Genomic DNA, 23,483 nt, shown 5'->3' on the forward strand with positions numbered 1-23,483 from the left:
CTGCAAGAAAGATGCATCCTGAAATCACTAACCGATTTTGAAAGAACCCACGAAAATGGAGAACTATAAGGGGGTGCATCGATGAGGGAATTGGTAGGACCAGGCGGATTCGAACCGCCGACCTCTACCATGTCAAGGTAGCGCTCTAACCAACTGAGCTATGGTCCTAAGGGCTGATCTGCATTTGCGCAGTCATTGTTGAACAGTTTTTGACAGCTGGCTTCGACCTCAGCTTGAGGGCGATCAACTACGCTAGCTGCCTGAACGACGCGCATTATAGTCAGGCCGTTCAAACAGCACAACCTTAAACCGCGTTAACTGATAAACATCTGCTGTTTGATTTCGACTAACTTATCTCTAACCCGGGCCGCCGCTTCAAAATCCAGGTTCTTCGCATGGCCCTGCATTTCTTGCTCAAGCTTTTTCAACAGCTTGGCAAGCTCATCCTTCGACAGACGTTCCGCATCCACCAGGTAATCACCGCTGGGTTCAGCCACTTTACGCTGATCACCACGCCGCTTGCCCTTGGAACCAGGCACCGCACCGGCATCAAGAATATCGGCAATAGACTTAGTAACACCAACGGGAGTAATGTCATGCTCTTCATTAAACGCAAGTTGCTTTTTCCGACGCCGCTCAGTCTCTTCAATCGCCCGCTGCATAGACCCGGTAATTTTATCGCCGTACAAAATTGCCTTGCCATGCAGGTTTCGGGCAGCCCGGCCAATGGTTTGGATAAGAGAGCGATCAGAGCGAAGAAAACCTTCTTTATCAGCATCCAAGATGGCGACCAACGAGACCTCCGGCATGTCCAAACCTTCTCGCAACAAGTTAATGCCGACCAGTACATCAAACTTACCCAACCGAAGGTCGCGAATAATCTCCACCCGCTCTACCGTATCAATATCGGAATGTAGGTAACGGCACCTCACGCCATGTTCATCCAAGTATTCGGACAGATCCTCTGCCATCCGCTTAGTTAACGTGGTTACCAGCACCCGTTCTCCCACCTCAACTCGAAGTCCAATTTCAGATAAAAGATCATCCACTTGAGTCGTTGCGGGTCGAACCTCAAGTTGAGGATCCACCAAACCTGTAGGCCGCACCACTTGTTCCACGACTCTTGCAGCATGCTCTTTCTCATAGGGGCCAGGCGTTGCTGAAACAAAAATTAGCTGCGGAACCAAACGCTCCCACTCTTCAAACTTCATCGGCCGATTATCCAGCGCGGAAGGCAAGCGAAAACCGTATTGAACCAGTGTTTCTTTTCGCGAGCGGTCGCCTTTGTACATCGCACCTATTTGCGGAATAGTGACGTGAGATTCATCAATTACCACCAGGGCATCAGGTGGCAAATAATCAAATAGTGTTGGCGGTGCCTCGCCGGGCTCACGTCCGGACAGGTAGCGAGAGTAGTTTTCTATCCCGTTGCAATAACCAAGCTCTCGAATCATCTCCAAATCATAGCGAGTACGCTGCTCAAGGCGCTGCGCCTCAACCAGCAAGTCGTTTTCACGGAGGTGGGCTAGCCGCTCAACCATCTCTTCTTCTATACGATCTACCGCTTTTAGTAGTGTTTCGCGCGGCGTGACATAATGGCTTTTGGGGTAGATGGTAATTCGAGGCAGCTTACCAAAAGACTCACCCGTTAACGGATCAAACCGCGTAATTGTCTCAATCTCATCATCAAACAGCTCGACACGAATCGCATCTTTATCGCTCTCTGCTGGGAACACATCAATAACATCGCCCCGCACTCGATAAGTGCCGCGCTGAAAAGCAACATCATTCCGCTTGTACTGCAGCTCTGCCAGCCGCCGGAGCAACTTGCGCTGATCAATACGCTCACCCCGCACCAAGTGCAGCACCATTTTAAAATACTGCTCGGGGTCACCCAGACCGTATATTGCAGACACCGAGGCAACAATAATGGCATCTGAGCGCTCCATCAGCGCCTTTGTCGCCGATAAGCGCATCTGTTCAATGTGGTCGTTGATAGAAGCGTCTTTTTCTATAAACGTATCTGACGCGGGTACATAGGCCTCTGGCTGGTAGTAGTCATAGTAAGAAACAAAATACTCCACCGCGTTTTCAGGAAAGAACTCCTTAAATTCACCGTAAAGCTGCGCAGCCAAGGTCTTGTTAGGGGCCATAACTATCGTCGGGCGCTGCAGCTCTTTCACAACATGAGCAATACTAAACGTCTTACCCGAACCCGTTACACCCAGCAGCGTCTGAGCGTGTAAACCCGCGTTCAGCCCCTCCACCAGGCCAGCAATGGCCTTGGGCTGATCGCCTGCTGGCTCAAACTTGGAAACTACTTTAAACGCTCTGCTCATCAAGAACTTCCAGCCACTGTAAACCCTCCATCTTACTCCCCCTACGCGGCTAGCTCAAAAATCGCTAAGCCTCGGATAAGTCAACGAAAAGCGTGAAAACAAGAAAATCCCCGGCCAAGGGTTGACGCTTCTGAGAAACATCATTAATATGCGCGGCCTCAGCTGATGAAGCTGTTCCGCCTTAGCTCAGTTGGTAGAGCAAATGACTGTTAATCATTGGGTCGCTGGTTCGAGCCCAGCAGGCGGAGCCAAATTTAAAAGGCCTTTACGCTTTATAACGTAAAGGCCTTTTTTTATGCCAAAAATTTGTCCCCACCTCCCTCAGACACCGCAAGCTCATTACAAGAGAAATTTTTGCCTACCCAAGCAGCAACGGGTTACATTGGTCTAAATCTCTATTGTGACGTCCTATGAATCGCCCACTCAAAGTCATTTTCTGCGCAAGCTTCCTGCTCTTTGTTGCACCATTACAGGCACAGACACCTACTTTTAGTTCTGCTCACCAAAAAATTGCCAAGCACTTTCTTTCGGACACACACTACCCCGCCGAACGCGCGTTTTGGATACGCCACAACGAACTCGTTTTAGCGGTAAATAAAACCAAGGTAGATGAGAAGGAATACGCCAAAATGGTCTGCACTAAACTGCAGCGCTTTGGTTTTGGCAGTCAAGATGTAACGATCATGATCACGGAAGCTTCAGCCTTGCGCAAAAACCAGCTAGGACCGGTTCTAAGCCAACGCCGCTGCAACCACTAAAATTAGAACGGCCAAACCAGTGGAACAATAATTATTGTCGCCGCCCCGACTAACAACGTCAGAGGTGTGCCCATTTTCAAAAAATCTGAGAAGCGATAATCCCCAGGGCCATAAACCATAAGATTCGTTTGATAGCCAATAGGCGTAGCAAAACTTGCGGAAGCGGCCATCATTAAGGTCACTGCGAAAGGGACAATACTGACATCAAGCTGTTGACTCGCCGCCAGCGCAATAGGAAACACAATCACCGCTGCAGCCAAGTTTGATATCACCGCCGAGAACAGGGCCGTCACCAGAAAGATAGCGGCCAAGGTCATTATCGGAGACTGACCAGCCGCCGCGACCATTAAATCGGCGATGGAGGCTGCCGCCCCGGTTTTTTCCAGCGCACCACCTAGAGCGATAGAGGCAGCGATGACCAGCAACACTTGCCAATCAACACTGCGACGAGCATCGGTGGCACGAATACAACGTGTCAGCACCATCAAACCTGCGGCAACAAAAGCCGCCTTAATCATAGAGAGCCAACCAAAGGCCACCACCGTCACCATCGCCAGCATAATCAATGCAGCCCGCAGACGATTTTCATGTCGAACAGGGCGAGAGTTTTCAATTGCGCTGACTAGAAGAAAGTCTTTGGAGTAACGCTGGTTACGAACAAATTCATCATGGGTTTCAAGTAGCAGAGTATCCCCCGGCTCCAGCTCCACATCGCCGATCCGGCCTTTGAGCTGCTGGCCATTTCGCGAGAGCGCAATTATAGCGGCGCCATATTTGTTACGAAAACGGATATCTTTAACTCGCCGCCCCAGCTGGGGAAAGGTCGGTCCAATTACCACTTCCACCAAGCAACGCGCAGAGTCATTGGTACCAATTTTAAAGGCCTGATCCTCGGCAAGTTTCAGTCCATGGATATTTTTCAGGTCGACAACGGAGCGAACATCTCCAGCAAAAATCAACCGATCATTAGCCAGCAGAATTTCTTCTGGCGAAACCGCTGTCAAGATGCGGTTGTCGCGAACAATTTCAATAATGAACATACCGGGAAGCTGCCGCAATCCAGCGTCTTCAATAGAACGCCCCACTATTGGGCTCCCCGCCTGGACCAGCATCTCGACAATGTATTGACGGGTATCTTCAAATCGCTGAGCCTGCCCCGACCGATTCGGCAGCAGCCAGCGACTCAACAACACCGTTGCAGCCAAAACCAACAAGGTACTCGGCAGACCGACCCAAGCCAGGTCAAACATCCCTAAAGCAGCATCAGGTGCCTGAGCAATCAACATACCGTTAATCACAAGGTTGGTACTGGTGCCCACTAGCGTACAGGTCCCGCCAATAATAGCGGCGTAGCTCAGCGGCATCATCAGTTTAGAAGCCGAGAGGTTATTTCGCTTCGCCCAATCCCGCACAGCCGGTACCATCATCGCGACCACCGGCGTGTTATTGAGAATAGAGCTAAATACCGCTACAGGTGCCATCAAACGCCATTGAGCAGTGAGCACCGATTTCGGACGCCCTAATATATTGGTGGATATCCAGCTAACGACACCAGTTTCCGACAGCGCTTGGGCTACGATAAACAACACCCCAACCGTGACCATGCCCTCATTAGACATGCCCGCCAACGCTTCTTCCGGCGTTAGCACACCCAGTAACAGCAACACCGTTACCCCGCCGCACAACACCATATCTGGAGGACGACGGGTAAATACCAGCACTGAAAAACAAGCGCCAATCACCGCCAGTACGCACCATGCCTCCAACGTGAACAAGTATCTAACCCGCTAACGCTTGATAAAACTGAGAAAACTGCGCGGTGAAACTCTGAAGATTTTCGGCGGGCAGGTCATTGATACCAGCGGCGGCGGCACGGCCACCACCGGTGGCAAACTGACGGCAAAACTCATCGGCGCCCTGCTTGTTGTTCAAGGGCGCACGGATACTCACCAAATAATTGCCATTTTGCTTTACCGTTAACACAGCATGCGCGCGATCCGGGTGATCATTGGCAAGGTCATTACTGTAAACCCCGCTCACTCGGCGCGCCCAACGCTCATTAGGCAGAATATAAACCGCTGACACCTGATCAGCATTCACTGGCGGCAATTTTGCTGCCGCGGCCATATCGTTATGATAGCCAGTTTGTAAATGTTCAAAAATTTCCTTCGCTTCTCGCATAAATTCACGAGGACTGGCGTAAGGCAGCAGCTTTTTAAATAGCTCAGCGGGGTGAAAGTGCAAATCTTCGAGACTGGCACCATAACCATTGTAGTTGAGATAAATCCCCAGGTTTTCCAGAGCCTCTAGTTCAGGCTCAGTAATATCGAGGCTTTTCGCTAAGGTCTGAGCGCTCTGACGCAGGTTGTCACCAAATGCCCCTACCACTGCCCACTCAGCAAACTGACCTTTTAACAGGCCATTCACAAGCAGCGCGGTGCACACATCAGAAGCAGTATTGATCTTAGTAGTGAGGTTGTTGTGCTCTGGAATATCGCCGGCAAAGTGATGATCAATATAAAGGACCTCGGCACCGCTGTTGAGCACTTGCTCCAGGCCGCTGCGATTTTTGTCCAGTGATACGTCAAGAATCGTTACTTTGTCACCTGCGTTGGCGCTTACACGATCCGCCAAAGCGATATCGCGTTTAACCCCAGTGATAAGCTCACTATCGACCGGATCGGCATTTCGGAGCTGGAGTAATGCACAAATTCCATCGGCATCCCCATTAAACACATCAACATATTTCATACGCTCAGCACATCTCCGCAAACGATTAAACGATCTTTATTTTTAGACGGTATAGTCAAATTCAACAGCGATGCTAATAACATTTCATCAACAAGTAAAACGGGATATCACAATACTCAGTATCGATTTTTCCGATACTTATTGTGCTGTATAGCCATGCTTTAAAACTTCATCAAGTCTTAAAATCGAGCTTTAGACAGACAGCTCCTTATTGATACTGCGCAGCGCCTCAGCCGGATTGTCATTACGGGTAATAGGCCGCCCAATAACAAGATAGTGACTTCCCATGGCCATGGCCTCTGCCGGCGTCGCCACACGCTGCTGGTCCCCCTTCTGACTGCCTGGCGGGCGAATGCCTGGGGTGACCAAAGCGAAGTGTTTACCCAGTTGCTGGCTTAGCATTTCAGCTTCCTGAGCAGAACACACCACCCCATCCAGACCACAGTTTGCAGCAAGCGCGGCCAAGCGCGAAACTTGATCTCGTGCCTCACCAGCCACGCCAATTGCGGGTAATTCTTCAGAGCGCATCGACGTTAATACCGTAACGGCCGTCAATAAAGGCGCAGCTTTGCCATACGACTGCAACGCCTCGGCCGCTGCAGTCATCATCGCCGCCCCGCCAACGGCATGCACATTCACCATCCACACACCCAAATCTGCTGCCGCCGACACTGCCGCGGCAACGGTGTTGGGAATATCATGAAATTTGAGGTCTAGAAATACCTCGAAGCCTCTGCGGTGCAAGTCTTTTACAATATCCGGCCCGAACCGCGTAAATAATTCCTTGCCTACTTTTAAACGGCAAGATGACGGATCGAGCTGATCGACCAACGCATCAATGGATTCACGCTTGGGAAAATCCAGCGCAACAATAATGGGGGATGAAGTTACCTGAGGGGATGAAACTGCCATAGGGGCTAATCGCCTTGTGTACCACGAACAGGCGCAATGGTACCCCACTGCTCACAACTAGGACACAGCCAATGTAATTTCCGACCGGAAAAGCCGCAATGACGACATTGGTAAACAGGACGGGTCGCAAGCACTTCGTCAATGGCAAGCCGTAACTCCGCCTGCCCTTCCGCATCGCTTAAGCTCAACCAGCACGACAGTGTTTTAAATGTTGGCCGTCGCTTTACGACGCTCTGAATATACGTCAACGCTTCAGCTTTTCCTTTTACCTCAGCAAGAGCGCCTGCCAATTCTACCGCTAAATACGAGCTGTCCGTTGTGGCACCAAAACGACTAAGGGCATCGACATACTCTGCGGTACTCGCCATTTCACTAAAGGCATTTTTAAACAGCGGTAATATTTGCATGGCCCACAGTGGCTGTGACCGGAGTAATTCCTGCAGCACCGCCAAGGCCTCACCAGCTCTTCCCTGGCGCATCGACAACGCTGCCAACAACAAGCCAACTCGCAAGCAATCCGAATCGTATCGCTCCGCCTTTACCAGTTCACGCTTTGCCGCTTTCAAGTCTCCATCTGACAGCAAACGTTCGGCTATCTCGCAGTGGTAATGGCTAAGGGCTTTCTCAACAAGCTGCGGCGACTTATCTTGCGCGCGACGCAACCAACCCCGTTTCGGCAACAGCTGCACAGCTACCGCAATCGCCTGTTCCCATTCTTTTTCAGTCTGATATATATGTCTTAAGTGCTCTAAAGCCTCAGCGCGGTAACCTTGAGACTCATCGACCAAATCCCGCAACAAGCGCTCAGCTCGGTCCAGTAATCCCGCAGAAATATAATCTCTGGCAAGCTCAAGATGTACCTTATGCAGTTCCACTCGAGGTAACGAGGGGCGGGAAAGCAGGTTTTGATGGATATGGATCGCCGCCTCCACTTCACCCTTACTACGCATCAAGTTACCTAGAGCAAGGTGAGTGGGAAGGGTTTCAAGGCGAACAGGCAACTCATTCACCACCGTGAGCACCGCCTCGTCAGCCTGCTCATTAAGGAGAAAATTAAGCCCTTTATAATAGCTATTACTGTCATCCACTGGCGCGGGTAGTTCAACTTTTGAACGACCCAAGCGCCCAAGTAACCATCCCACAGCAATCGACGCAAACAGTAATAGAAAGTTACTGACACTTGCTTCCATATCTAGCGCTACGATCTCCGCAAAGCAGGTAAAAAAATCAATATTCCATCCAGAGTCATTACGCTCTTGTCACGCCAGACCGCTGCCCCTCCAGGTTTGCGAGCTTTCTTTTTAGAACCAACCTAGAAGCTTGCAAGCGAGCCATGGCGAAGGATGCGGCAAGCATACCCAAAATGCCACCCGCAAAAAACGACAGGATCAACCACGTTGATAGGCGCTGCTCCGGCAACTCCATTATTAAAATATTAAGTGGCACAACCACGTCGTTCTCAATAGTGAACAACAGGCCCAATGCCAAAACCAGCAATAAGACCACTATCAATAACAGCGACTTGATCCAGCGCATGAGTTTCATCCAGACATAAAAAAACGGTATAGCCGTAGACCATACCGTTTCTAATAAAATAAGGCTATAAAGCCAGCGAACAGATAATACCCGTGGGTATTAATCCAGACTCTGGTTTACTCGCTCTCGAAGCTCTTTACCAGGTTTGAAGTGAGGAACATATTTACCGGGAAGCTGAACCGTTTCACCTGTTTTGGGATTACGTCCTTGCCTTGGCTCCCTATAGTGGAGCGAAAAGCTGCCAAAACCGCGAATTTCAATTCTATCACCGGTGGCCAATATCTGAGACATATGCTCAATAATGGTCTTCACTGCTAACTCAATGTCCTTGTGAGACAGTTGTGGCTGGCGCTCAGCGATCAACTCTATCAGTTCGGATTTTGTCATAGCGTGTTCCCGTTGCTCACAACATCAAGCCCCTAGCTTATCACTTTTTTGCAGATAAGCCAGAGACTTACGGGTGCCTAAAGCCACCCGCAACCAGACCTTAGTCTTTGTTTTCCATCTGAGCTTTGATTAGATCGCCAATCGTCGTTGCAGCAGCTTCGCTTTGGTTTTCACGCAAAGACTTCACTGCCTCTTTCTCATCCGCCATGTCCTTCGCCTTAATAGACAGGGTCAAGCCACGGTTTTTACGATCGACGCTGATGATTTTCACTTCAACTTCTTCGCCTTCTTTCAGCACATTGCGCGCATCTTCAACCTTATCACGGCTGATTTCAGACGCTTTCAACACACCTTCAACTTCTTCAGCCAATACGATGACTGCAGACTTGGCGTCAACTTCTTTCACCGTACCGGTTACGATGCTGCCTTTATCGTTGATGGCAACATAGTTAGAGAACGGGTCGTCTTCCAACTGTTTGATGCCCAAAGAAATGCGCTCGCGCTCTGGATCGATAGACAGAATAACGGTTTCGATTTCGTCGCCTTTCTTGAAATTACGCACGGCTTCTTCGCCAGTTTCGTTCCAAGAAATATCAGACAAATGAACCAGACCGTCGATGTTTCCGTCCAGACCAATGAAGATACCAAAATCAGTGATGGACTTAATGCCGCCGCTAATTTTATCGCCTTTGGTGTACTGAGAACCAAACGCATCCCATGGGTTTTGCTGACACTGTTTAATACCCAGAGAAATACGACGACGCTCTTCGTCAATGTCCAGAATCATCACTTCCACTTCGTCGCCAACTTGTACGACTTTAGAGGGGTGGATGTTCTTGTTAGTCCAATCCATTTCAGAAACGTGAACCAGACCTTCAACGCCTTCCTCGATCTCAGCAAAGCAACCGTAATCAGTCAGGTTAGTCACCTTGGCTTTTACGCGGCTGTTTTCTGGGTAACGGGTTTTGATAGCAACCCAAGGATCTTCACCCAATTGCTTCAGACCTAGAGAAACACGATTGCGCTCACGGTCAAACTTCAGGATGCGAACATCAATTTCGTCACCCACGTTGACAATTTCGCTTGGGTGCTTGATGCGCTTCCACGCCATATCAGTGATGTGCAGCAAGCCATCGATGCCGCCCAAATCAACGAAAGCACCGTAGTCGGTCAGGTTCTTAACGATACCTTTAACGACCATACCTTCTTGCAGTGATTCCAGCAGCGCTTCGCGCTCTTCGCTGTTCACGCTTTCCAGTACCGCGCGACGAGAAACCACAACGTTGTTGCGCTTCTGGTCTAGCTTGATAACTTTAAATTCCAGCTCTTTGCCTTCGAGGTGCGCCGTGTCACGAACGGGACGCACGTCTACCAAAGAACCGGGAAGGAATGCACGAATGCTGTTGATATCAACGGTGAAGCCGCCTTTGACTTTACCATTGATGATACCAGTAACAGTCTCTTCTGCTTCGTAAGCCGCTTCCAGCGAAGTCCATGCTTCAGCACGCTTGGCTTTTTCGCGAGACAATTTAGTCTCACCAAAACCATCTTCTACAGATTCCAGAGCAACCTGCACTTCGTCACCGATTTGCAGGCTAAATTCACCGCTTTCGGAAAAGAACTGGTCACGTGGAATAACGCCTTCTGACTTCAAACCAGCGTGGACCGTTACCCAGTCGCTGTCGATATCAATAACCACACCGGTCACAATTGAACCGGGCTTCATATCAATGGTTTTTAAACTTTCTTCAAACAGTTCAGCAAAGCTTTCGCTCATTCGTCATTACCTGAAATTTAATTGCGGTATGAAATTTACCACATATCGCCGCACATCCAGCTTGCGCGGGTCAGTTCATAATGCCGAGGAAAGTGCCAGCTGGTTTCGCACTTCTCTCGACGCTTTAGCCGCTCTAATTATTTAGAAACAGCAAAATGGGTACTGACCATGGCCAGCACCCTTTGAAACACCTCATCTATCCCTAATCCGCTGCTATCAATACGTTTAGCATCGGCTGCAGGCTTTAAAGGAGCGTGCTCGCGCTGTGAATCGCGCTCGTCACGAATTTGTATCTCCTCTAAAAGGGTCGCGAGGTTAACACTTTCACCCTTCGCTTTCAACTGCTTAGCCCGGCGCTGGGCGCGCTCCTCGGCACTGGCGGTTAAAAAGATCTTTACGCCCGCATCGGCAAACACCACCGTCCCCATATCCCGGCCATCTGCCACCAAGCCCGGCTGGGTCGCAAAATCCCGCTGACGCTTTAACAACGCCGCCCGCACTGCTGGCAATACCGCCACTTGCGAGGCTAAATGTCCGCTGCGCTCACTGCGCAAGGCCGTAGACACGTCTTCGCCATCCAGAATGACTTTAGTCGGCTCACCCACTTCGCCTGCAATAAATTCCACATCTAAGTTGCCAGCCAATGCCGCCACTTCGGCCTCATTGTCTAGGCTCACCTTACGCTGGTCTGCAGCCATGCCGACCAAGCGATAAAGCGCGCCGCTGTCCAACAAATGCCACCCCAAATGCCGGGCTAACATTTGGCATAAAGTCCCTTTACCAGAACCACTGGGACCATCAATAGTTACCACTGGTACGATGTCAGTGCCCTCAGTCATTGCAATTTCTCTATCTGCATACCTACTTCGCGAGCAAGCTCAACAAAGTTCGGGAAAGACGTGGCGACGTTATCACAGTCTTGTATCACTATTGTGTCAGTGGACCGCAGCGATGCCACCGAAAACGCCATCGCAATTCTATGGTCGTGATGGGAGTTAATGGTCGCTCCCGCCATGGTACCGCCGTCGATCACAATCCCGTCCGGGGTAGGCTCTGCGTTGATACCCAGCGCCACAAGACCATCAGCCATCACTTGGATGCGATCACTTTCTTTCACCCGTAGCTCTTCTGCCCCCGTCAACACGGTGCGCCCCTTGGCACAGGCGGCAGCAATAAACAGCGCCGGAAACTCATCAATAGCCAAGGGCACCTGGTCTTCAGGGATCGCAATGCCCTGCAGCTCGGCGTAGCGTACGGTAATATCGGCTACCGGCTCACCGCCAACGGTGCGCTCATTAAAAACCTGTAAGTCGCCACCCATTGCTCGCAATATATTAATGACGCCGACGCGGGTGGGGTTAATTCCCACATGCTCAATGGTCAGCTCTGCACCGGGGGTAATACTGGCAGCAACCATAAAAAAAGCTGCCGAAGAAATATCCGCAGGTACATCTATATGCACTGCTTTTAATCGTCCACCGCCCTGCAAGCTCGCCTTGGACCCAGCCACCGTCACCGGATACGAAAAACCCTGCAGCATTCGCTCACTATGGTCTCGAGTCGGTGCAGGTTCTACTGTCGAAGTTTCACCTTCCGCATAAATACCCGCCAGCAGCACACAGGATTTAACCTGCGCGCTAGCCATTGGCAATACATAGTGAATGCCTTTAAGCGTTTGCCCGCCACGCAATGTTAACGGAGGGCGTCCACCCTCGCCGGTCTCCACCACCGCGCCCATGTCACGCAGCGGCTTGGCCACCCGCTCCATTGGCCGTTTATTGAGGGAGATATCGCCGGTCATGGTGACATCAAATTTCTGCCCTGCCAGCAAGCCGGCCAGCAAGCGCATAGAGGTGCCGGAGTTGCCGACATAAATGGGCTCGCTGGGCGCGTTTAAACCATCGCGACCCACACCATGAATCACTAACCGACCCTTGTCCGGGCCGTCAATTTTAACCCCCATAGCCTGAAACGCTTTTAGGGTACACAAGGCATCTTCGCCTTCTAAAAAACCATCCACCGTCGTGACGCCATCGGCAATGGCACCAAACATCACTGAACGGTGAGAAATCGACTTGTCACCAGGAACGCGAATTCGGCCCTTCACTTGGCCGCCCGCTTGGAGTTTAAATTCCACAATTATGCTCTCGCTGAGATAGGCTCACTCTGCCTTTTTAGCAGATTGTCCATTGAGATATTGACCCAAAAAATGCTCATCACGAGCCTTTTTTGCCTGGTCAAAAACGGTATAAATCTTTGCGCCATCGCCTTGCTCTATCGCGCTGCGCAGCTCCGCCAAATGACAACTAAACTGATCAATGCCCGCCAACACCGCATCGCGATTAGCCAACACAATATCGTGCCACATGGTCGGGTCGCTGGAGGCAATACGCGTAAAGTCCCGAAAGCCACCAGCGGCAAATTTGAAAATCTCTCCCGCCCGGCCATCTTTCGCCAAAGCGTCAACCAGGGTATAGGCCAATACATGAGGAAGGTGACTGGTAGAAGCCAGTACAGCGTCATGATCAGAAACGGACATGCACAACACCTCAGCGCCGCAGGCCCGCCACATTGCCCGAACCTTCGACACAGCATCAACATCGGTATTATCCAACGGTGTCAAAATCACCCGATGGTCACGAAACAAGTCTGCTTTAGCGGCATCAACGCCGCTCTGTTCCGAACCGGCAATAGGATGCGCCAGTACCAAATTGGCAGGCACTTCACCAAAAATACGCTCTGCAGCTTGCTGCATATTGCCTTTAACGCTGGCAACATCAGTGACAATCATATCCGCAGTCATTAACGGCGCCAAGGACTCCAACACCGCTTCTGCTACCTGGGTTGGCGTAGCGATCACGACCATATCTGCGCCGCGAACCGCCGCTGCCAAATCCAGAGTGTATTCATCAATTACCCCCAGCTCGACACCGCGCTGCAAAGACCCACTGCGGCGGCCTGTCGCCACCACCGTATTAACCATGCCCTGGGCTTTCAATGCGGCCGCAAGAGAGCCGCCCATTAAACCCAAACCAATAATGCAAAGCCGGTTAATCACTGAGCGCGCTCCTGCACCCATTTTTTCAGTTCAGGGCTATTTAGCACTGTCTTAAGGGCAAGCAAAAAACGGGCATTTTCCTGCTCAAGGCCGATGGAAACTCGCAGATGATTGGGCATATCGTATATGCCTACTGGCCGAACAATGACGCCTGACTCTAGCAAAGCCTGATAAATCGGACCTGCTGCACAAGGCAACTCAATAGCAATAAAATTACCCACTGAGGGAATATACGGAACGCCCAACGCGTCGAGACCACTGCAAAGCTGAGCCATGCCCGCACGGTTCACGTCTTGACTGCGAGTAAGATAATCGGCATCTGCCAGCACTGCTTCGGCGGCAGCCAACGCAGGTACAGTCACATTAAAGGGTGCCCGTACCCGGTTCAGTAAATTGGCAACATCTTTATGGCTCACCGCATAACCCACTCGCAAACCGGCCAAACCGTAAGCTTTAGAAAACGTGCGGGTTAAAATTAAATTAGGGTATTCTTTTAATAACGCCAGCCCATCCTCACCCAAACCAGTGCCGACAAACTCAACGTAGGCCTCGTCCAAAACCACCATCACCCGCTCAGGCACCTGGGCCATAAACCGGCGAATATCGGCGAAATCCAGACAGGTCCCGGTGGGGTTATTGGGGTTGGCGATAAACAGCAAGCGAGTGTCGTCCTCAATCGCTGCGGCCATTGCATCCAAATCATGGCCCCACTCTTTGGCCGGGGTGACAATGGCCCGTGCACCTACCGCCTGAACGGAAATAGGATAAACAATAAATGCGTATTGGGAGAAAACCGCCGAACTATTCTTATCCAAAAACACTCGGGCAATTACGTCCAACACATCGTTAGAACCATTGCCCAATGTTAACTGGTCTGGATTAACACCCAGACGGGGCGCCAAGGTGTTCTTTAACGCAAAGCCACTGGCATCGGGGTATAAATGGCTTTCTGCCAGGGCCGCGGTGGCAGCCGCCAAAGCTTTAGGCGACGGTCCCAAAGGATTTTCATTACTGGCCAACTTCACAACATCAACCAGTCCCAGCTCCCGCTCCAACTCTTCAACGGGTTTGCCCGGCTGATACGGCGACAGGCCCTGCACACCGCTATTGGCCAGCGCAATCAAATCACAACTCATAAGCAAGCCCTCAGAGCGCCGCCCTAGGGTAAGACCCTAGCACTTTATACGTCAGCGAATGCGCCTCAATAGCGGTGAGAATATCGGTAATCACCGACTCTTCCTGGTGTCCTTCAAATTCGATAAAGAAAAGATACGTCCACGCCTCACTCCGCGAAGGCCGAGTATCAATTCTGGTCAGCATGACATTGGCCTTTTCAAAAGGCTCCAGCAGTCTGAACAACGCTCCCGGCACATTGCGGGCCGACACCACCACCGAGGTTTTATCACTACCACTGGGGGCAACATCTTCTTTACCAATAATCAGAAAACGTGTGGTGTTATGAGGAAGATCTTCGATATCGCCCGCAAGCGTTTGCAAACCGTATTGCTGAGCCGCTAACTCACCCGCTACAGCCGCCACACTGGCATCAGCTGCCGCCAATTTTGCCGCCTCGCCGTTGCTGCTTACCGCCTGACGCTCAACACCAGGATAATTGGCATCGAGCCAACGCCGGCATTGGGCCAAGGCCTGTTGATGAGCACAAATGCGGGTAATTTTTTGATCGGAATTTTGCTGCATCAAATGCAGGCGAATACGTAAATCCACCTCACCACAGATCTTTAGTGGCGAATGAATAAAGGCGTCCAGGGTGAGCGCCACCATGCCCTCGGTAGAGTTTTCTACCGGCACCACACCGTAATTACAGCGCCCGGCCTCCACGTCACGAAACACCGATTCAATCGACGCTTGAGGCACACTATGAATAGCATGGCCAAAATGCTTGATAGCCGCCGCCTGACTGAAGGTGCCCTCGGGGCCGAGATAGGCGACATCCAGCGGTTTTTCCAACGCCAGACAGGCCGACATAATCTCCCGAAAGATATACGCCACGGTGTCATCGGCCAACGGCCCTTGATTGGCCTCTTTTACCCGCGCCAGTACTTGTGCTTCGCGCTCAGGGCGGTAAAACAACAACTGCTGGGCGCTGTTGCTATCGCCGCTGGACTCAAATTCTTGGGTAGACGCATGCTCGCGCAACTTAACCTCAGCCACTTGCTGAGCACAGCCCGCCCGCTGATTTAACAGCTGATGAATTTGAGTGTCGATACTGTCGATCTGCTGACGCAGATCATTCAAGTTTGTCGACTTAGCCGGGGTCTGATCTTTGTCTTTTTTGGCAGTCATGCACTCAGCCCTTGGTTTGGGCGAAATCTTTCATGTAGTGGATTAATGCATCCACTGCAGACTCGGGCACCGCATTGTAAACGCTGGCACGCATGCCCCCCACCGAGCGATGGCCCTTCAGGTTTAGCAATCCGGCCTCATCGGCACCGGCCAAAAAGGCCTTATCCAAAGCGCTGTCCGCCAGCACAAAGGGAATATTCATTAGCGAGCGACTGGCCACTTCCACTGGGTTACTATAAAAGCCACTGGCATCAATATAACCGTATAGCTTTTCAGCTTTACGGCGATTGATAATTTCCATGCTCTCAAGGCCGCCCTGTTTCTTCAGCCATTTAAAGACCAATCCAGCCAAGTACCACGCCGATGTTGGGGGCGTGTTGTACATGGAATCATTGTCTGCCGCGGTTTGATAATCCATCATTGTCGGCGTAATGCTTTGGGCCTTGCCCAGCAGATCTTTACGTACAATGACAATAGTCAAACCCGCTGGGCCGATATTTTTCTGGGCTCCGGCGTAAATCAAACCAAATTTATTGACATCAATCGGTCGAGATAAAATCGTCGAGGACATGTCGGCGACCAGTGGCGCATGAGTTTTTGGTGTCCAGAAAAACTCTACCCCGCCAATGGTTTCATTGGGGGTGTAATGCAAATAAGCCGCATTGTCACTGAGATTCCAGCTATCAAAGGCGGGAATGGTCGAGAAGTTAGTGTCTTCAGACGATGCCGCCACATTCACACGACCAAAGCGCTTCGCTTCTTTAATCGCTTTTTTAGACCACTGCCCGGTATTGACGTAATCGGCAACATCGCCCTCGGCCATTAAATTCAACGGCACCGCCGCAAACTGACTGCTGGCACCGCCTTGCAAAAACAACACCGCATAATCGTCAGAAATACCCAGCAAATCACGAAAATCCTGCTCGGCGGCATTGGCAATACCCACCACTTCATCGCTGCGGTGACTCATTTCCATTACCGACAGGCCCTTGCCATGCCAGTCCAGCATTTCATCGCGAGCTTGGGCTAGCACCTCTTCAGGGATAGCCGCCGGTCCAGCACAGAAGTTATAGCATCGTGTCATTTTTACTTACTGCTCCAAAAGGTGAAAACAGGAGAGGTATCAACACCCCTCCAATCAAGCTTTTTATCTATCAAGGTCACTTATATCTATCAAGACTCACTAGGGTCATCGCTTGGCGCGTCATCTGGGCCCACATCTGGCGTTTGCTTAGGGATTGCAGCGTCGTCAGTTGCAGCACCATCATTCACCGCCTCTGCACCAAGTTCCGCTTCTTCCAGCTCGGCATCAATATCGGCCTCAGCAACACGCTGCACACCCACCAAATGCTCGTCTTCGCGCAGGCGAATCACCCTAACGCCCTGGGTGTTACGGCCCAGTTGCGAGACTTCATCGGTGCGGGTTCTTACCAGCGTGCCCTGATCGCTTATCAGCATCAGGTCATCGCCTTCAAAAACCTGCACCGCGCCGACCAAATCACCGTTACGCTCAGACATTGTCATGGCAATAACGCCACGGTTGCCGCGACCTTTACAGGGGAATTCTTCAACGGGAGTCCGTTTTCCGTAACCGTTTTCAGATACAGTCAGCACCCGGCCACCCTCGGCCGGAATAATCATGGCGATAACACACTGCTCTTCATCCATGCGAATACCGCGTACACCGCGGGCAGTACGGCCCATTGCCCGCACATCACCTTCGTGGAATCGAGCTGCTTTACCGGCACTGCTCAATAGCACCACGTCGTCATCACCGTTAGTGATCGCGGTGCCAATCAAAACATCACCTTCATCCAACTCCAGCGCCCGCAAACCAACACTTCGGCGACGAGAGAACGCCTCCAGTGGCGTCTTTTTCACCGTGCCTTGTTCGGTGGCCATAAAGATGAAGTAGCCTTCGGTGTATTCCCGCACGGGTAAGATCGAGGTAATACGCTCGCTCTCATCCAGTGGCAGCAAGTTCACCATTGGACGACCACGAGAGTTACGGCCCGCCACTGGAATCTGATACACCTTCAGCCAGTACACTTTACCGATATTGCTGAAACACAAAATAGTATCGTGGGTATTGGCCACCAACAGATGCTCAACAAAGTCCTCTTCTTTTACCGAGGTTGCCGATTTACCCATGCCACCACGACGCTGAGCTTGATAACTATCTAACGGCTGAGACTTGGCGTAGCCATTGTGAGAAATGGTCACCACCCGCTCTTCTTCAGGGATCAAGTCTTCGTGGGTTAAATCCAGTTGCGAGGCGACAATTTCGGTACGACGCTCATCGCCAAAGTCGGCCACCACTTGCTCAAGTTCGCCGCGAATCACCGCCAACAGTGCGTGATGATCACCCAGAATATTCATATATTCTGTTATTTCATCAAGCTTTACCTTGTATTCTTCAAGCAGTTTTTCATGCTCAAGCCCGGTTAGCTTTTGCAGACGCAATTCTAAAATTGCCTGCACTTGCGCAGCGGAAAGATGGTATTTGCCATCCCGCACGCCAAGGTGATCTTCGAGATCATCCGGGCGACAGGCATCGGCGCCCGCCCGCTCCAACATCGCGCTGACATCACCCAATTCCCAAGGGCGGCTTAACAAATTTTCGCGCGCTTCCTGGGTGGTGGCAGAGGCTTTAATCGTGGTAATGACTTCGTCAATGTTCGAGATCGCGACCGCCAAACCTTCCAACACATGCCCCCGTTCCCGAGCTTTACGCAGCAAGAACACGGTGCGGCGAGTAACCACTTCACGACGATGGCGGACAAAGTATTCCAGCAGCTCTTTTAAATTGAGAATACGCGGCTGATTATCTACCAAGGCAACAATATTGATGCCAAAGACGTTTTGCAGCTGGGTTTGGGCGTAGAGGTTATTCAACACCACTTCGCCACTCTCGCCCCGTTTCATTTCCACAACCACCCTCAGACCGTCTTTATCGGACTCGTCCCGGAGCTCAGAAATGCCTTCTATTTTTTTCTCTTTCACCAGCTCGGCAATTTTTTCAATCAAGCGAGCCTTGTTTACCTGATACGGCAACTCGGTGACGATAATGGTGTCTTTGTTGGTCTTCTCATTTGTAATGACCTCAGCCCGAGCACGCACATAAATGCGACCTCGACCCGTTTTATACGCCTCGATAATACCCGCGCGACCATTGATGATAGCTGCAGTGGGAAAATCGGGTCCCGGCACATGCTCCATCAATTCTTCAATCGTGATATCGGGATTATCCAACACCGCCAAACAAGCACTCACCACTTCGGTGAGATTATGGGGCGGAATATTGGTCGCCATGCCCACCGCAATACCCGACGAGCCATTAATCAGCAGGTTAGGAACCTTAGTCGGCAACACCGCCGGAATCTGTTCCGTGCCATCGTAGTTCGGCACCCAATCCACGGTTTCTTTTTCTAAATCCGCCAGCAGCTCATGGGAGAGCTTCTGCATGCGAATTTCGGTGTAACGCATCGCTGCCGCGTTATCACCGTCGATGGAACCAAAGTTACCTTGGCCATCCACCAGCATGTAACGCAGCGAAAACGGCTGCGCCATTCGAACGATGGTGTCGTAAACCGCCGAGTCACCGTGGGGATGGTATTTACCGATGACATCCCCAACCACCCGGGCAGATTTCTTGTAGCCTTTATTCCAGTCGTTGTTGAGTTCGCTCATGGCGAACAACACCCGACGGTGAACTGGCTTGAGGCCGTCCCGGACATCGGGGAGTGCCCGGCCGACGATAACGCTCATTGCGTAGTCAAGGTAGGACTGCTTTAGCTCGTCCTCGATATTTACAGGAAGAATTTCTTTAGCTATGTCAGCCATTAACGGGAGAGTTCCTTATTATGGACCAGGGCACATGTGCGCTTTTTCAGAGTGCAATCTGAATGGCGCCTTCTCGGCCTATTGTTTATCCGCGTCCCTAACAACGGCAAGCACGCCGAACGCGAAAATAAAAGCGCGATGATAGCACAAACCAAGCATGCGTAGACAGCTCAAAATCGCCGCAAATCAAGGCGCTAAGGCTTCGGCCCATCCATATTTTACTCATTGTAGGTATACTGGCGGCTTTATCTTGAGAGAGCGGATTTCCCCATGCCCGAGGCCAAGCCCATTGCAGCCGACACAGTGATCTTTCCTCGCTGGATATTGCCGGTCAGCGACGGTGACCCCATATTAGAAAACCATGCACTGGCAATGAGCAATGGCCTTATTAGCGCCATCTTACCCGCTGAACAAGCCCGCAGCATTGTCACCAATGAAACCATAGAGCTGCCACAGCAAATCCTCATGCCAGGCTTGATTAATGCCCACGGCCACGCCGCCATGAGCTTGCTGCGGGGCATGGCAGACGACCACCCGCTACATGTTTGGCTAAACGACCACATTTGGCCCGCCGAAGGTAAATGGGTAAACGAAGAGTTTGTTAACGATGGCGCCGCGCTGGCAATGGCCGAAATGCTTAAAACCGGTACCACCTGCTTTAGCGACATGTATTTTTTCCCCAGTGTGGCCGCGGAGCTTGCCCACCGCATTGGTATGCGTGCCCAGTTCGCCTTTCCGATTTTTGATTTTCCCAGCGCCTGGGGCAGCGGTCCTGACGAATACTTTCGCAAAGGCCTGGCATTGCGAGACAAGTTTAAACAAAGCGACTTGATTCAAATTGCCTTTGGCCCCCACGCCCCCTATACCGTCGGTGATGAGGCTCTTAGCCGGGTTGCCATGCTCAGCCACGAAACCCAATCCAATGTACAAATTCACCTTCACGAAACCCAACAAGAAGTCGATGACGCCGTGGCCGCCACGGGCAAACGGCCCATTGAGCGTTTAGCCGAACTGGGCTTATTAGGGCCACGCACTCAATGTGTCCATCTCACCGCCATTAACGACGACGATATTGCCTTGCTTGCATTATATGGCTGCCATGCCGTGCACTGCCCCGAGTCCAACCTGAAATTGGCCAGCGGCTTTTCTCCGGTCGAGAAAATGCGCAAAGCCGGTATTAATGTCGCCCTCGGCTCCGACGGTGCTGCCAGCAACAACGACCTGGACCTGTTTGGCGAAATGCGTACCGCCGCCATGTTGGCAAAAGCCGTGGCAGGTGACGCCACCGCCCTCCCCGATATCGCCGCCTTGCGCATGGCCACCATTGATGGGGCCAAAGCGCTGGGCATTGATCATTTGGTCGGCAGCCTCGAGATTGGCAAGCACGCGGATATGATTAGCGTTGATTTGTCTGACTTAGCCCAGCAACCCCTTTACTCGCCGGTTTCACAATTGGTTTACAGCAATATCAGCCATCAAGTACGTCACAGCTGGATTAAAGGCCAACGGATGCTGGATAATGGCGCGCTTACGCAACTGGATAGCCAGGAGCTGGTGAAAAAAGCCGAATATTGGCGCCAGCGAATTAGTGGAGCATAAGATTACAATGCAAGAGTATTCCAATGTCGACCCGGCAGAAATCGCCAAATTTGAAGAGCTGGCGCACCGCTGGTGGGACAAAAACAGCGAGTTTAAACCCCTCCACGATATCAACCCGCTGCGGGTGAACTATATCGACCAACGCTCGCCGCTGGCCGAAAAAAACGTGATCGACGTTGGCTGTGGCGGCGGCATTTTGTCTGAGGCCATGGCGCAGCGCGGCGCCACCGTCACTGGCATAGATATGGGTGAAACACCCCTAAGCGTGGCCCGACTGCACCAGCTGGAATCCGGTGTCAAAGTTGATTACATTCAAACCACCGCCGAAGAAATGGCCGACAAACACGGCGGTCAATACGATGTGGTGACATGTCTGGAAATGCTAGAGCACGTTCCCAATCCCGCCTCGGTTATTCGTGCCTGTGCTGCGCTGTGCAAACCCGGTGGCGACATTTACTTTTCGACCATTAACCGCAATCCCAAATCCTTTATGTTTGCCATTGTCGGTGCAGAATACTTGTTACAAATGCTGCCCAAAGGTACCCATGAATTCAGCCGCTTTATTCGCCCCGCCGAGCTGGGTGAATGGATAAGAGAAGCCAATCTTTCTTTGCAGCACATGACCGGCATGACTTACAACCCGCTGACCAAACGCTACAAACTGACTGAGCGCGACGTCGACGTAAATTACATGGTTCACGTTAAGAAGCCCGCATGACCTTAAAAGCCGTTTTATTCGATTTAGATGGCACCCTGCTGGATACCGCTGCAGACTTTACGTCGGTACTCAACGCCATGCTCGATCGGCATAATATGCCAAGCCAAAGTTACAACGCCGTGCGTCAACATGTTTCCAATGGCGCTAGAGCTGTAGTGGGCCTAGGCTTTAACATGCAGGAAGGTGATGACGGCTTTGCCGAGTTGGTCAACGAATTTCTCGACCGCTACGCTGAGGCCTTATCCCATAACACCTCCCTCTTTCCCGGTCTGGACGACGTACTTAAAAAGCTAGAACGGCAAGGGCTGCAATGGGGCATCGTCACCAATAAACCGGCTCGGTTTACAGAGCCCCTGCTAAAGGCGCTGAATTTAGACGAGCGTTGCGGTACAAGCATTTGCCCAGACCACGTTACTCACCGCAAACCTCATCCCGAACCGATGTTTTTGGCCTGCAAAGAGCTGGACATAGCACCAACAGAGGCCATTTATGTTGGTGACCACCTGCGGGATATTGAAGCGGGCCGCGCGGCGGGGATGGTCACCGTCGCCTGTCGTTATGGTTATATTCCCGAGGACCAACAAGCGGAAGACTGGCTCGCAGACTATGTGATAGACGCCCCGGCTGAACTAAACGATATCGTTGCCAAATTCATCTAATCATTATTATTTTATTTATTGAGGTTCGCTGTGACTAACCCGCCTGTGGCTAACACCCTGCCCCAAAATTTTAATGCCAGCGCAAACTGCTTAGCTGACAAAATCATTCTGGTCACCGGCGCCGGTGACGGCATCGGCAAAGCCGCTGCGCTGGCCTTTGCCCGACACGGCGCCACCGTCGTCTTACTAGGTAGAACCGTAGAAAAACTGGAAGCGGTTTACGACGAAATTGAGGCTGCAGGCTATCCCCAAGCCGCCATTTACCCCCTGCATTTACGGGGCGCGGTAATGCAAGACTACGAACAGCTCGCTAACACCATTGAACAGGAGTTTGGCCGCTTAGATGGGCTGCTGCACAATGCCAGCGTGTTAGGGCAACGTCGAACCATTGCCCAGACCACCGTTGATAGCTGGGATGAAGTCTTGCACGTTAATTTAACTGCACCTTTTATGATGACCCAAGCACTGCTTCCAGCACTCGCCGCAGCAGATAATGCCTCCGTAGTTTTGACATCATCCAGCGTGGGCCGCAAAGGCCGCGCCTATTGGGGAGCCTACTCCGTCTCTAAATTCGGCATTGAAGGCATGATGGAAATTCTGGCAGATGAAGAGTTTCAACTGAACGGGACTCGGGTCAACAGCATTAACCCCGGCGCCACCAATACCGCTATGCGCCGCTTGGCTTACCCTGGCGAAAACCCAGCGACCAACCCCCTCGCCGAGGAGATCATGCCGCTTTATCTGTATTTGATGAGCGACGAAAGCCGCGAGATAAATGGCTGCCGATTTGATGCCCAGCCCAAATAAGGCTCACCAAAAAGTACGCCATGCGTATGCCAGCT

The 23,483-nt window shown here is 51.5% G+C and carries 20 protein-coding genes and 2 tRNA genes; 6 read left to right on the forward strand and 16 right to left on the reverse strand.

Annotation, left to right across the window (positions count from 1 at the left end):
• Nucleotides 1-91 precede the first annotated feature (91 nt).
• Nucleotides 92-168: transfer RNA gene (locus tag IMCC21906_RS11755), tRNA-Val, on the reverse strand.
• Nucleotides 169-314: 146 nt separating this feature from the next.
• Entirely contained in the window at nucleotides 315-2,339 is a 2,025-nt protein-coding gene (uvrB, locus tag IMCC21906_RS11760; RefSeq protein ID WP_047012328.1) for an excinuclease ABC subunit UvrB, read from the reverse strand.
• Between the two features lie 175 nt (nucleotides 2,340-2,514).
• Between uvrB and IMCC21906_RS11765 the strand changes: the two genes are divergently transcribed.
• Together IMCC21906_RS11765 and IMCC21906_RS11770 are read left to right on the forward strand one after the other, a co-directional pair.
• Nucleotides 2,515-2,590: transfer RNA gene (locus IMCC21906_RS11765), tRNA-Asn, on the forward strand.
• Nucleotides 2,591-2,749: 159 nt separating this feature from the next.
• On the forward strand, nucleotides 2,750-3,097 hold the full coding sequence (locus IMCC21906_RS11770; RefSeq protein WP_047012329.1) for a hypothetical protein: 348 nt from the start codon (nucleotides 2,750-2,752) through the stop codon (nucleotides 3,095-3,097).
• A gap of 2 nt (nucleotides 3,098-3,099) precedes the next feature.
• Here the strand turns inward: IMCC21906_RS11770 and IMCC21906_RS11775 are convergent, their stop codons facing one another.
• The 14 genes from IMCC21906_RS11775 to gyrA form a co-directional block, all read right to left on the reverse strand.
• Complete coding sequence (locus tag IMCC21906_RS11775; RefSeq protein WP_047012330.1) at nucleotides 3,100-4,872, reverse strand: SLC13 family permease; 1,773 nt, start codon at nucleotides 4,870-4,872, stop codon at nucleotides 3,100-3,102.
• Between the two features lie 4 nt (nucleotides 4,873-4,876).
• Nucleotides 4,877-5,848, reverse strand: coding sequence for a DHH family phosphoesterase (locus IMCC21906_RS11780; protein ID WP_047012331.1), 972 nt, complete (start codon nucleotides 5,846-5,848; stop codon nucleotides 4,877-4,879).
• 192 nt (nucleotides 5,849-6,040) lie between these two features.
• A complete protein-coding gene (gene pyrF, locus IMCC21906_RS11785; protein ID WP_047012332.1) occupies nucleotides 6,041-6,760 on the reverse strand; it encodes an orotidine-5'-phosphate decarboxylase in 720 nt (239 codons plus the stop codon).
• 5 nt (nucleotides 6,761-6,765) lie between these two features.
• Entirely contained in the window at nucleotides 6,766-7,950 is a 1,185-nt protein-coding gene (locus IMCC21906_RS11790) for a tetratricopeptide repeat protein (protein ID WP_047012333.1), read from the reverse strand.
• Between the two features lie 58 nt (nucleotides 7,951-8,008).
• The gene (locus IMCC21906_RS11795; protein WP_047012334.1) at nucleotides 8,009-8,296 is read right to left on the reverse strand and encodes a LapA family protein; all 288 of its coding nucleotides are present in this window, start codon (nucleotides 8,294-8,296) and stop codon (nucleotides 8,009-8,011) included.
• 99 nt (nucleotides 8,297-8,395) lie between these two features.
• Nucleotides 8,396-8,683, reverse strand: coding sequence for an integration host factor subunit beta (locus IMCC21906_RS11800; protein WP_047012335.1), 288 nt, complete (start codon nucleotides 8,681-8,683; stop codon nucleotides 8,396-8,398).
• A 100-nt stretch (nucleotides 8,684-8,783) separates the two neighbouring features.
• Nucleotides 8,784-10,460: a 30S ribosomal protein S1 gene (gene rpsA, locus IMCC21906_RS11805; protein ID WP_047012336.1), complete on the reverse strand. Its 1,677-nt coding sequence runs from the start codon at nucleotides 10,458-10,460 to the stop codon at nucleotides 8,784-8,786.
• Between the two features lie 137 nt (nucleotides 10,461-10,597).
• A complete protein-coding gene (cmk, locus tag IMCC21906_RS11810) occupies nucleotides 10,598-11,299 on the reverse strand; it encodes a (d)CMP kinase (protein WP_047012337.1) in 702 nt (233 codons plus the stop codon).
• Nucleotides 11,296-12,597, reverse strand: a complete 1,302-nt coding sequence (gene aroA, locus IMCC21906_RS17095) for a 3-phosphoshikimate 1-carboxyvinyltransferase (protein WP_047012338.1) — start codon at nucleotides 12,595-12,597, stop codon at nucleotides 11,296-11,298. The genes cmk and aroA overlap by 4 nt, the downstream gene beginning before the upstream one ends.
• 24 nt (nucleotides 12,598-12,621) lie before the next feature.
• On the reverse strand, nucleotides 12,622-13,518 hold the full coding sequence (locus IMCC21906_RS17100; RefSeq protein WP_231580261.1) for a prephenate dehydrogenase/arogenate dehydrogenase family protein: 897 nt from the start codon (nucleotides 13,516-13,518) through the stop codon (nucleotides 12,622-12,624).
• On the reverse strand, nucleotides 13,515-14,654 hold the full coding sequence (gene hisC, locus IMCC21906_RS11825) for a histidinol-phosphate transaminase (RefSeq protein WP_047012340.1): 1,140 nt from the start codon (nucleotides 14,652-14,654) through the stop codon (nucleotides 13,515-13,517). Before hisC ends, IMCC21906_RS17100 begins: the two co-directional genes overlap by 4 nt.
• Before the next feature lie 10 nt (nucleotides 14,655-14,664).
• Nucleotides 14,665-15,822: a prephenate dehydratase gene (gene pheA, locus IMCC21906_RS11830; RefSeq protein ID WP_047012341.1), complete on the reverse strand. Its 1,158-nt coding sequence runs from the start codon at nucleotides 15,820-15,822 to the stop codon at nucleotides 14,665-14,667.
• A 4-nt stretch (nucleotides 15,823-15,826) separates the two neighbouring features.
• Entirely contained in the window at nucleotides 15,827-16,906 is a 1,080-nt protein-coding gene (gene serC, locus IMCC21906_RS11835) for a 3-phosphoserine/phosphohydroxythreonine transaminase (protein ID WP_047012342.1), read from the reverse strand.
• 89 nt (nucleotides 16,907-16,995) lie between these two features.
• A complete protein-coding gene (gene gyrA, locus IMCC21906_RS11840; RefSeq protein WP_047012343.1) occupies nucleotides 16,996-19,665 on the reverse strand; it encodes a DNA gyrase subunit A in 2,670 nt (889 codons plus the stop codon).
• 270 nt (nucleotides 19,666-19,935) lie between these two features.
• On the opposite strand from gyrA, the gene IMCC21906_RS11845 reads away from it, so the two are divergent.
• Genes IMCC21906_RS11845 through IMCC21906_RS11860 form a run of 4 tightly spaced genes read left to right on the forward strand, consistent with a single transcriptional unit; the run spans nucleotide 19,936 to nucleotide 23,448 of the window.
• Entirely contained in the window at nucleotides 19,936-21,264 is a 1,329-nt protein-coding gene (locus tag IMCC21906_RS11845; protein ID WP_047012344.1) for a TRZ/ATZ family hydrolase, read from the forward strand.
• Between the two features lie 7 nt (nucleotides 21,265-21,271).
• Entirely contained in the window at nucleotides 21,272-21,982 is a 711-nt protein-coding gene (ubiG, locus tag IMCC21906_RS11850; protein ID WP_047012345.1) for a bifunctional 2-polyprenyl-6-hydroxyphenol methylase/3-demethylubiquinol 3-O-methyltransferase UbiG, read from the forward strand.
• Nucleotides 21,979-22,641 (forward strand): HAD family hydrolase, encoded by a 663-nt coding sequence (locus IMCC21906_RS11855; protein ID WP_047012346.1) that lies wholly within the window; start codon nucleotides 21,979-21,981, stop codon nucleotides 22,639-22,641. Before ubiG ends, IMCC21906_RS11855 begins: the two co-directional genes overlap by 4 nt.
• A 30-nt stretch (nucleotides 22,642-22,671) precedes the next feature.
• A complete protein-coding gene (locus tag IMCC21906_RS11860) occupies nucleotides 22,672-23,448 on the forward strand; it encodes a YciK family oxidoreductase (protein ID WP_369795763.1) in 777 nt (258 codons plus the stop codon).
• Nucleotides 23,449-23,483: the final 35 nt, after the last annotated feature.

The sequence above is a fragment of the Spongiibacter sp. IMCC21906 genome (assembly GCF_001010805.1).
In the GTDB taxonomy this organism is placed as follows: Bacteria; Pseudomonadota; Gammaproteobacteria; order Pseudomonadales; family Spongiibacteraceae; genus Spongiibacter.

Coding starts and splice junctions, on each gene's coding strand:
- uvrB (WP_047012328.1), bottom strand. CDS start 2,339: ATGAGCAGAGCGTTTAAAGTAGTTTCCAAGTTTGAGCCAGCAGGCGAT.
- IMCC21906_RS11770 (WP_047012329.1), top strand. CDS start 2,750: ATGAATCGCCCACTCAAAGTCATTTTCTGCGCAAGCTTCCTGCTCTTT.
- IMCC21906_RS11780 (WP_047012331.1), bottom strand. CDS start 5,848: ATGAAATATGTTGATGTGTTTAATGGGGATGCCGATGGAATTTGTGCA.
- pyrF (WP_047012332.1), bottom strand. CDS start 6,760: ATGGCAGTTTCATCCCCTCAGGTAACTTCATCCCCCATTATTGTTGCG.
- IMCC21906_RS11790 (WP_047012333.1), bottom strand. CDS start 7,950: ATGGAAGCAAGTGTCAGTAACTTTCTATTACTGTTTGCGTCGATTGCT.
- IMCC21906_RS11795 (WP_047012334.1), bottom strand. CDS start 8,296: ATGCGCTGGATCAAGTCGCTGTTATTGATAGTGGTCTTATTGCTGGTT.
- IMCC21906_RS11800 (WP_047012335.1), bottom strand. CDS start 8,683: ATGACAAAATCCGAACTGATAGAGTTGATCGCTGAGCGCCAGCCACAA.
- rpsA (WP_047012336.1), bottom strand. CDS start 10,460: ATGAGCGAAAGCTTTGCTGAACTGTTTGAAGAAAGTTTAAAAACCATT.
- cmk (WP_047012337.1), bottom strand. CDS start 11,299: ATGACTGAGGGCACTGACATCGTACCAGTGGTAACTATTGATGGTCCC.
- hisC (WP_047012340.1), bottom strand. CDS start 14,654: ATGAGTTGTGATTTGATTGCGCTGGCCAATAGCGGTGTGCAGGGCCTG.
- pheA (WP_047012341.1), bottom strand. CDS start 15,822: ATGACTGCCAAAAAAGACAAAGATCAGACCCCGGCTAAGTCGACAAAC.
- serC (WP_047012342.1), bottom strand. CDS start 16,906: ATGACACGATGCTATAACTTCTGTGCTGGACCGGCGGCTATCCCTGAA.
- gyrA (WP_047012343.1), bottom strand. CDS start 19,665: ATGGCTGACATAGCTAAAGAAATTCTTCCTGTAAATATCGAGGACGAG.
- IMCC21906_RS11845 (WP_047012344.1), top strand. CDS start 19,936: ATGCCCGAGGCCAAGCCCATTGCAGCCGACACAGTGATCTTTCCTCGC.
- ubiG (WP_047012345.1), top strand. CDS start 21,272: ATGCAAGAGTATTCCAATGTCGACCCGGCAGAAATCGCCAAATTTGAA.
- IMCC21906_RS11855 (WP_047012346.1), top strand. CDS start 21,979: ATGACCTTAAAAGCCGTTTTATTCGATTTAGATGGCACCCTGCTGGAT.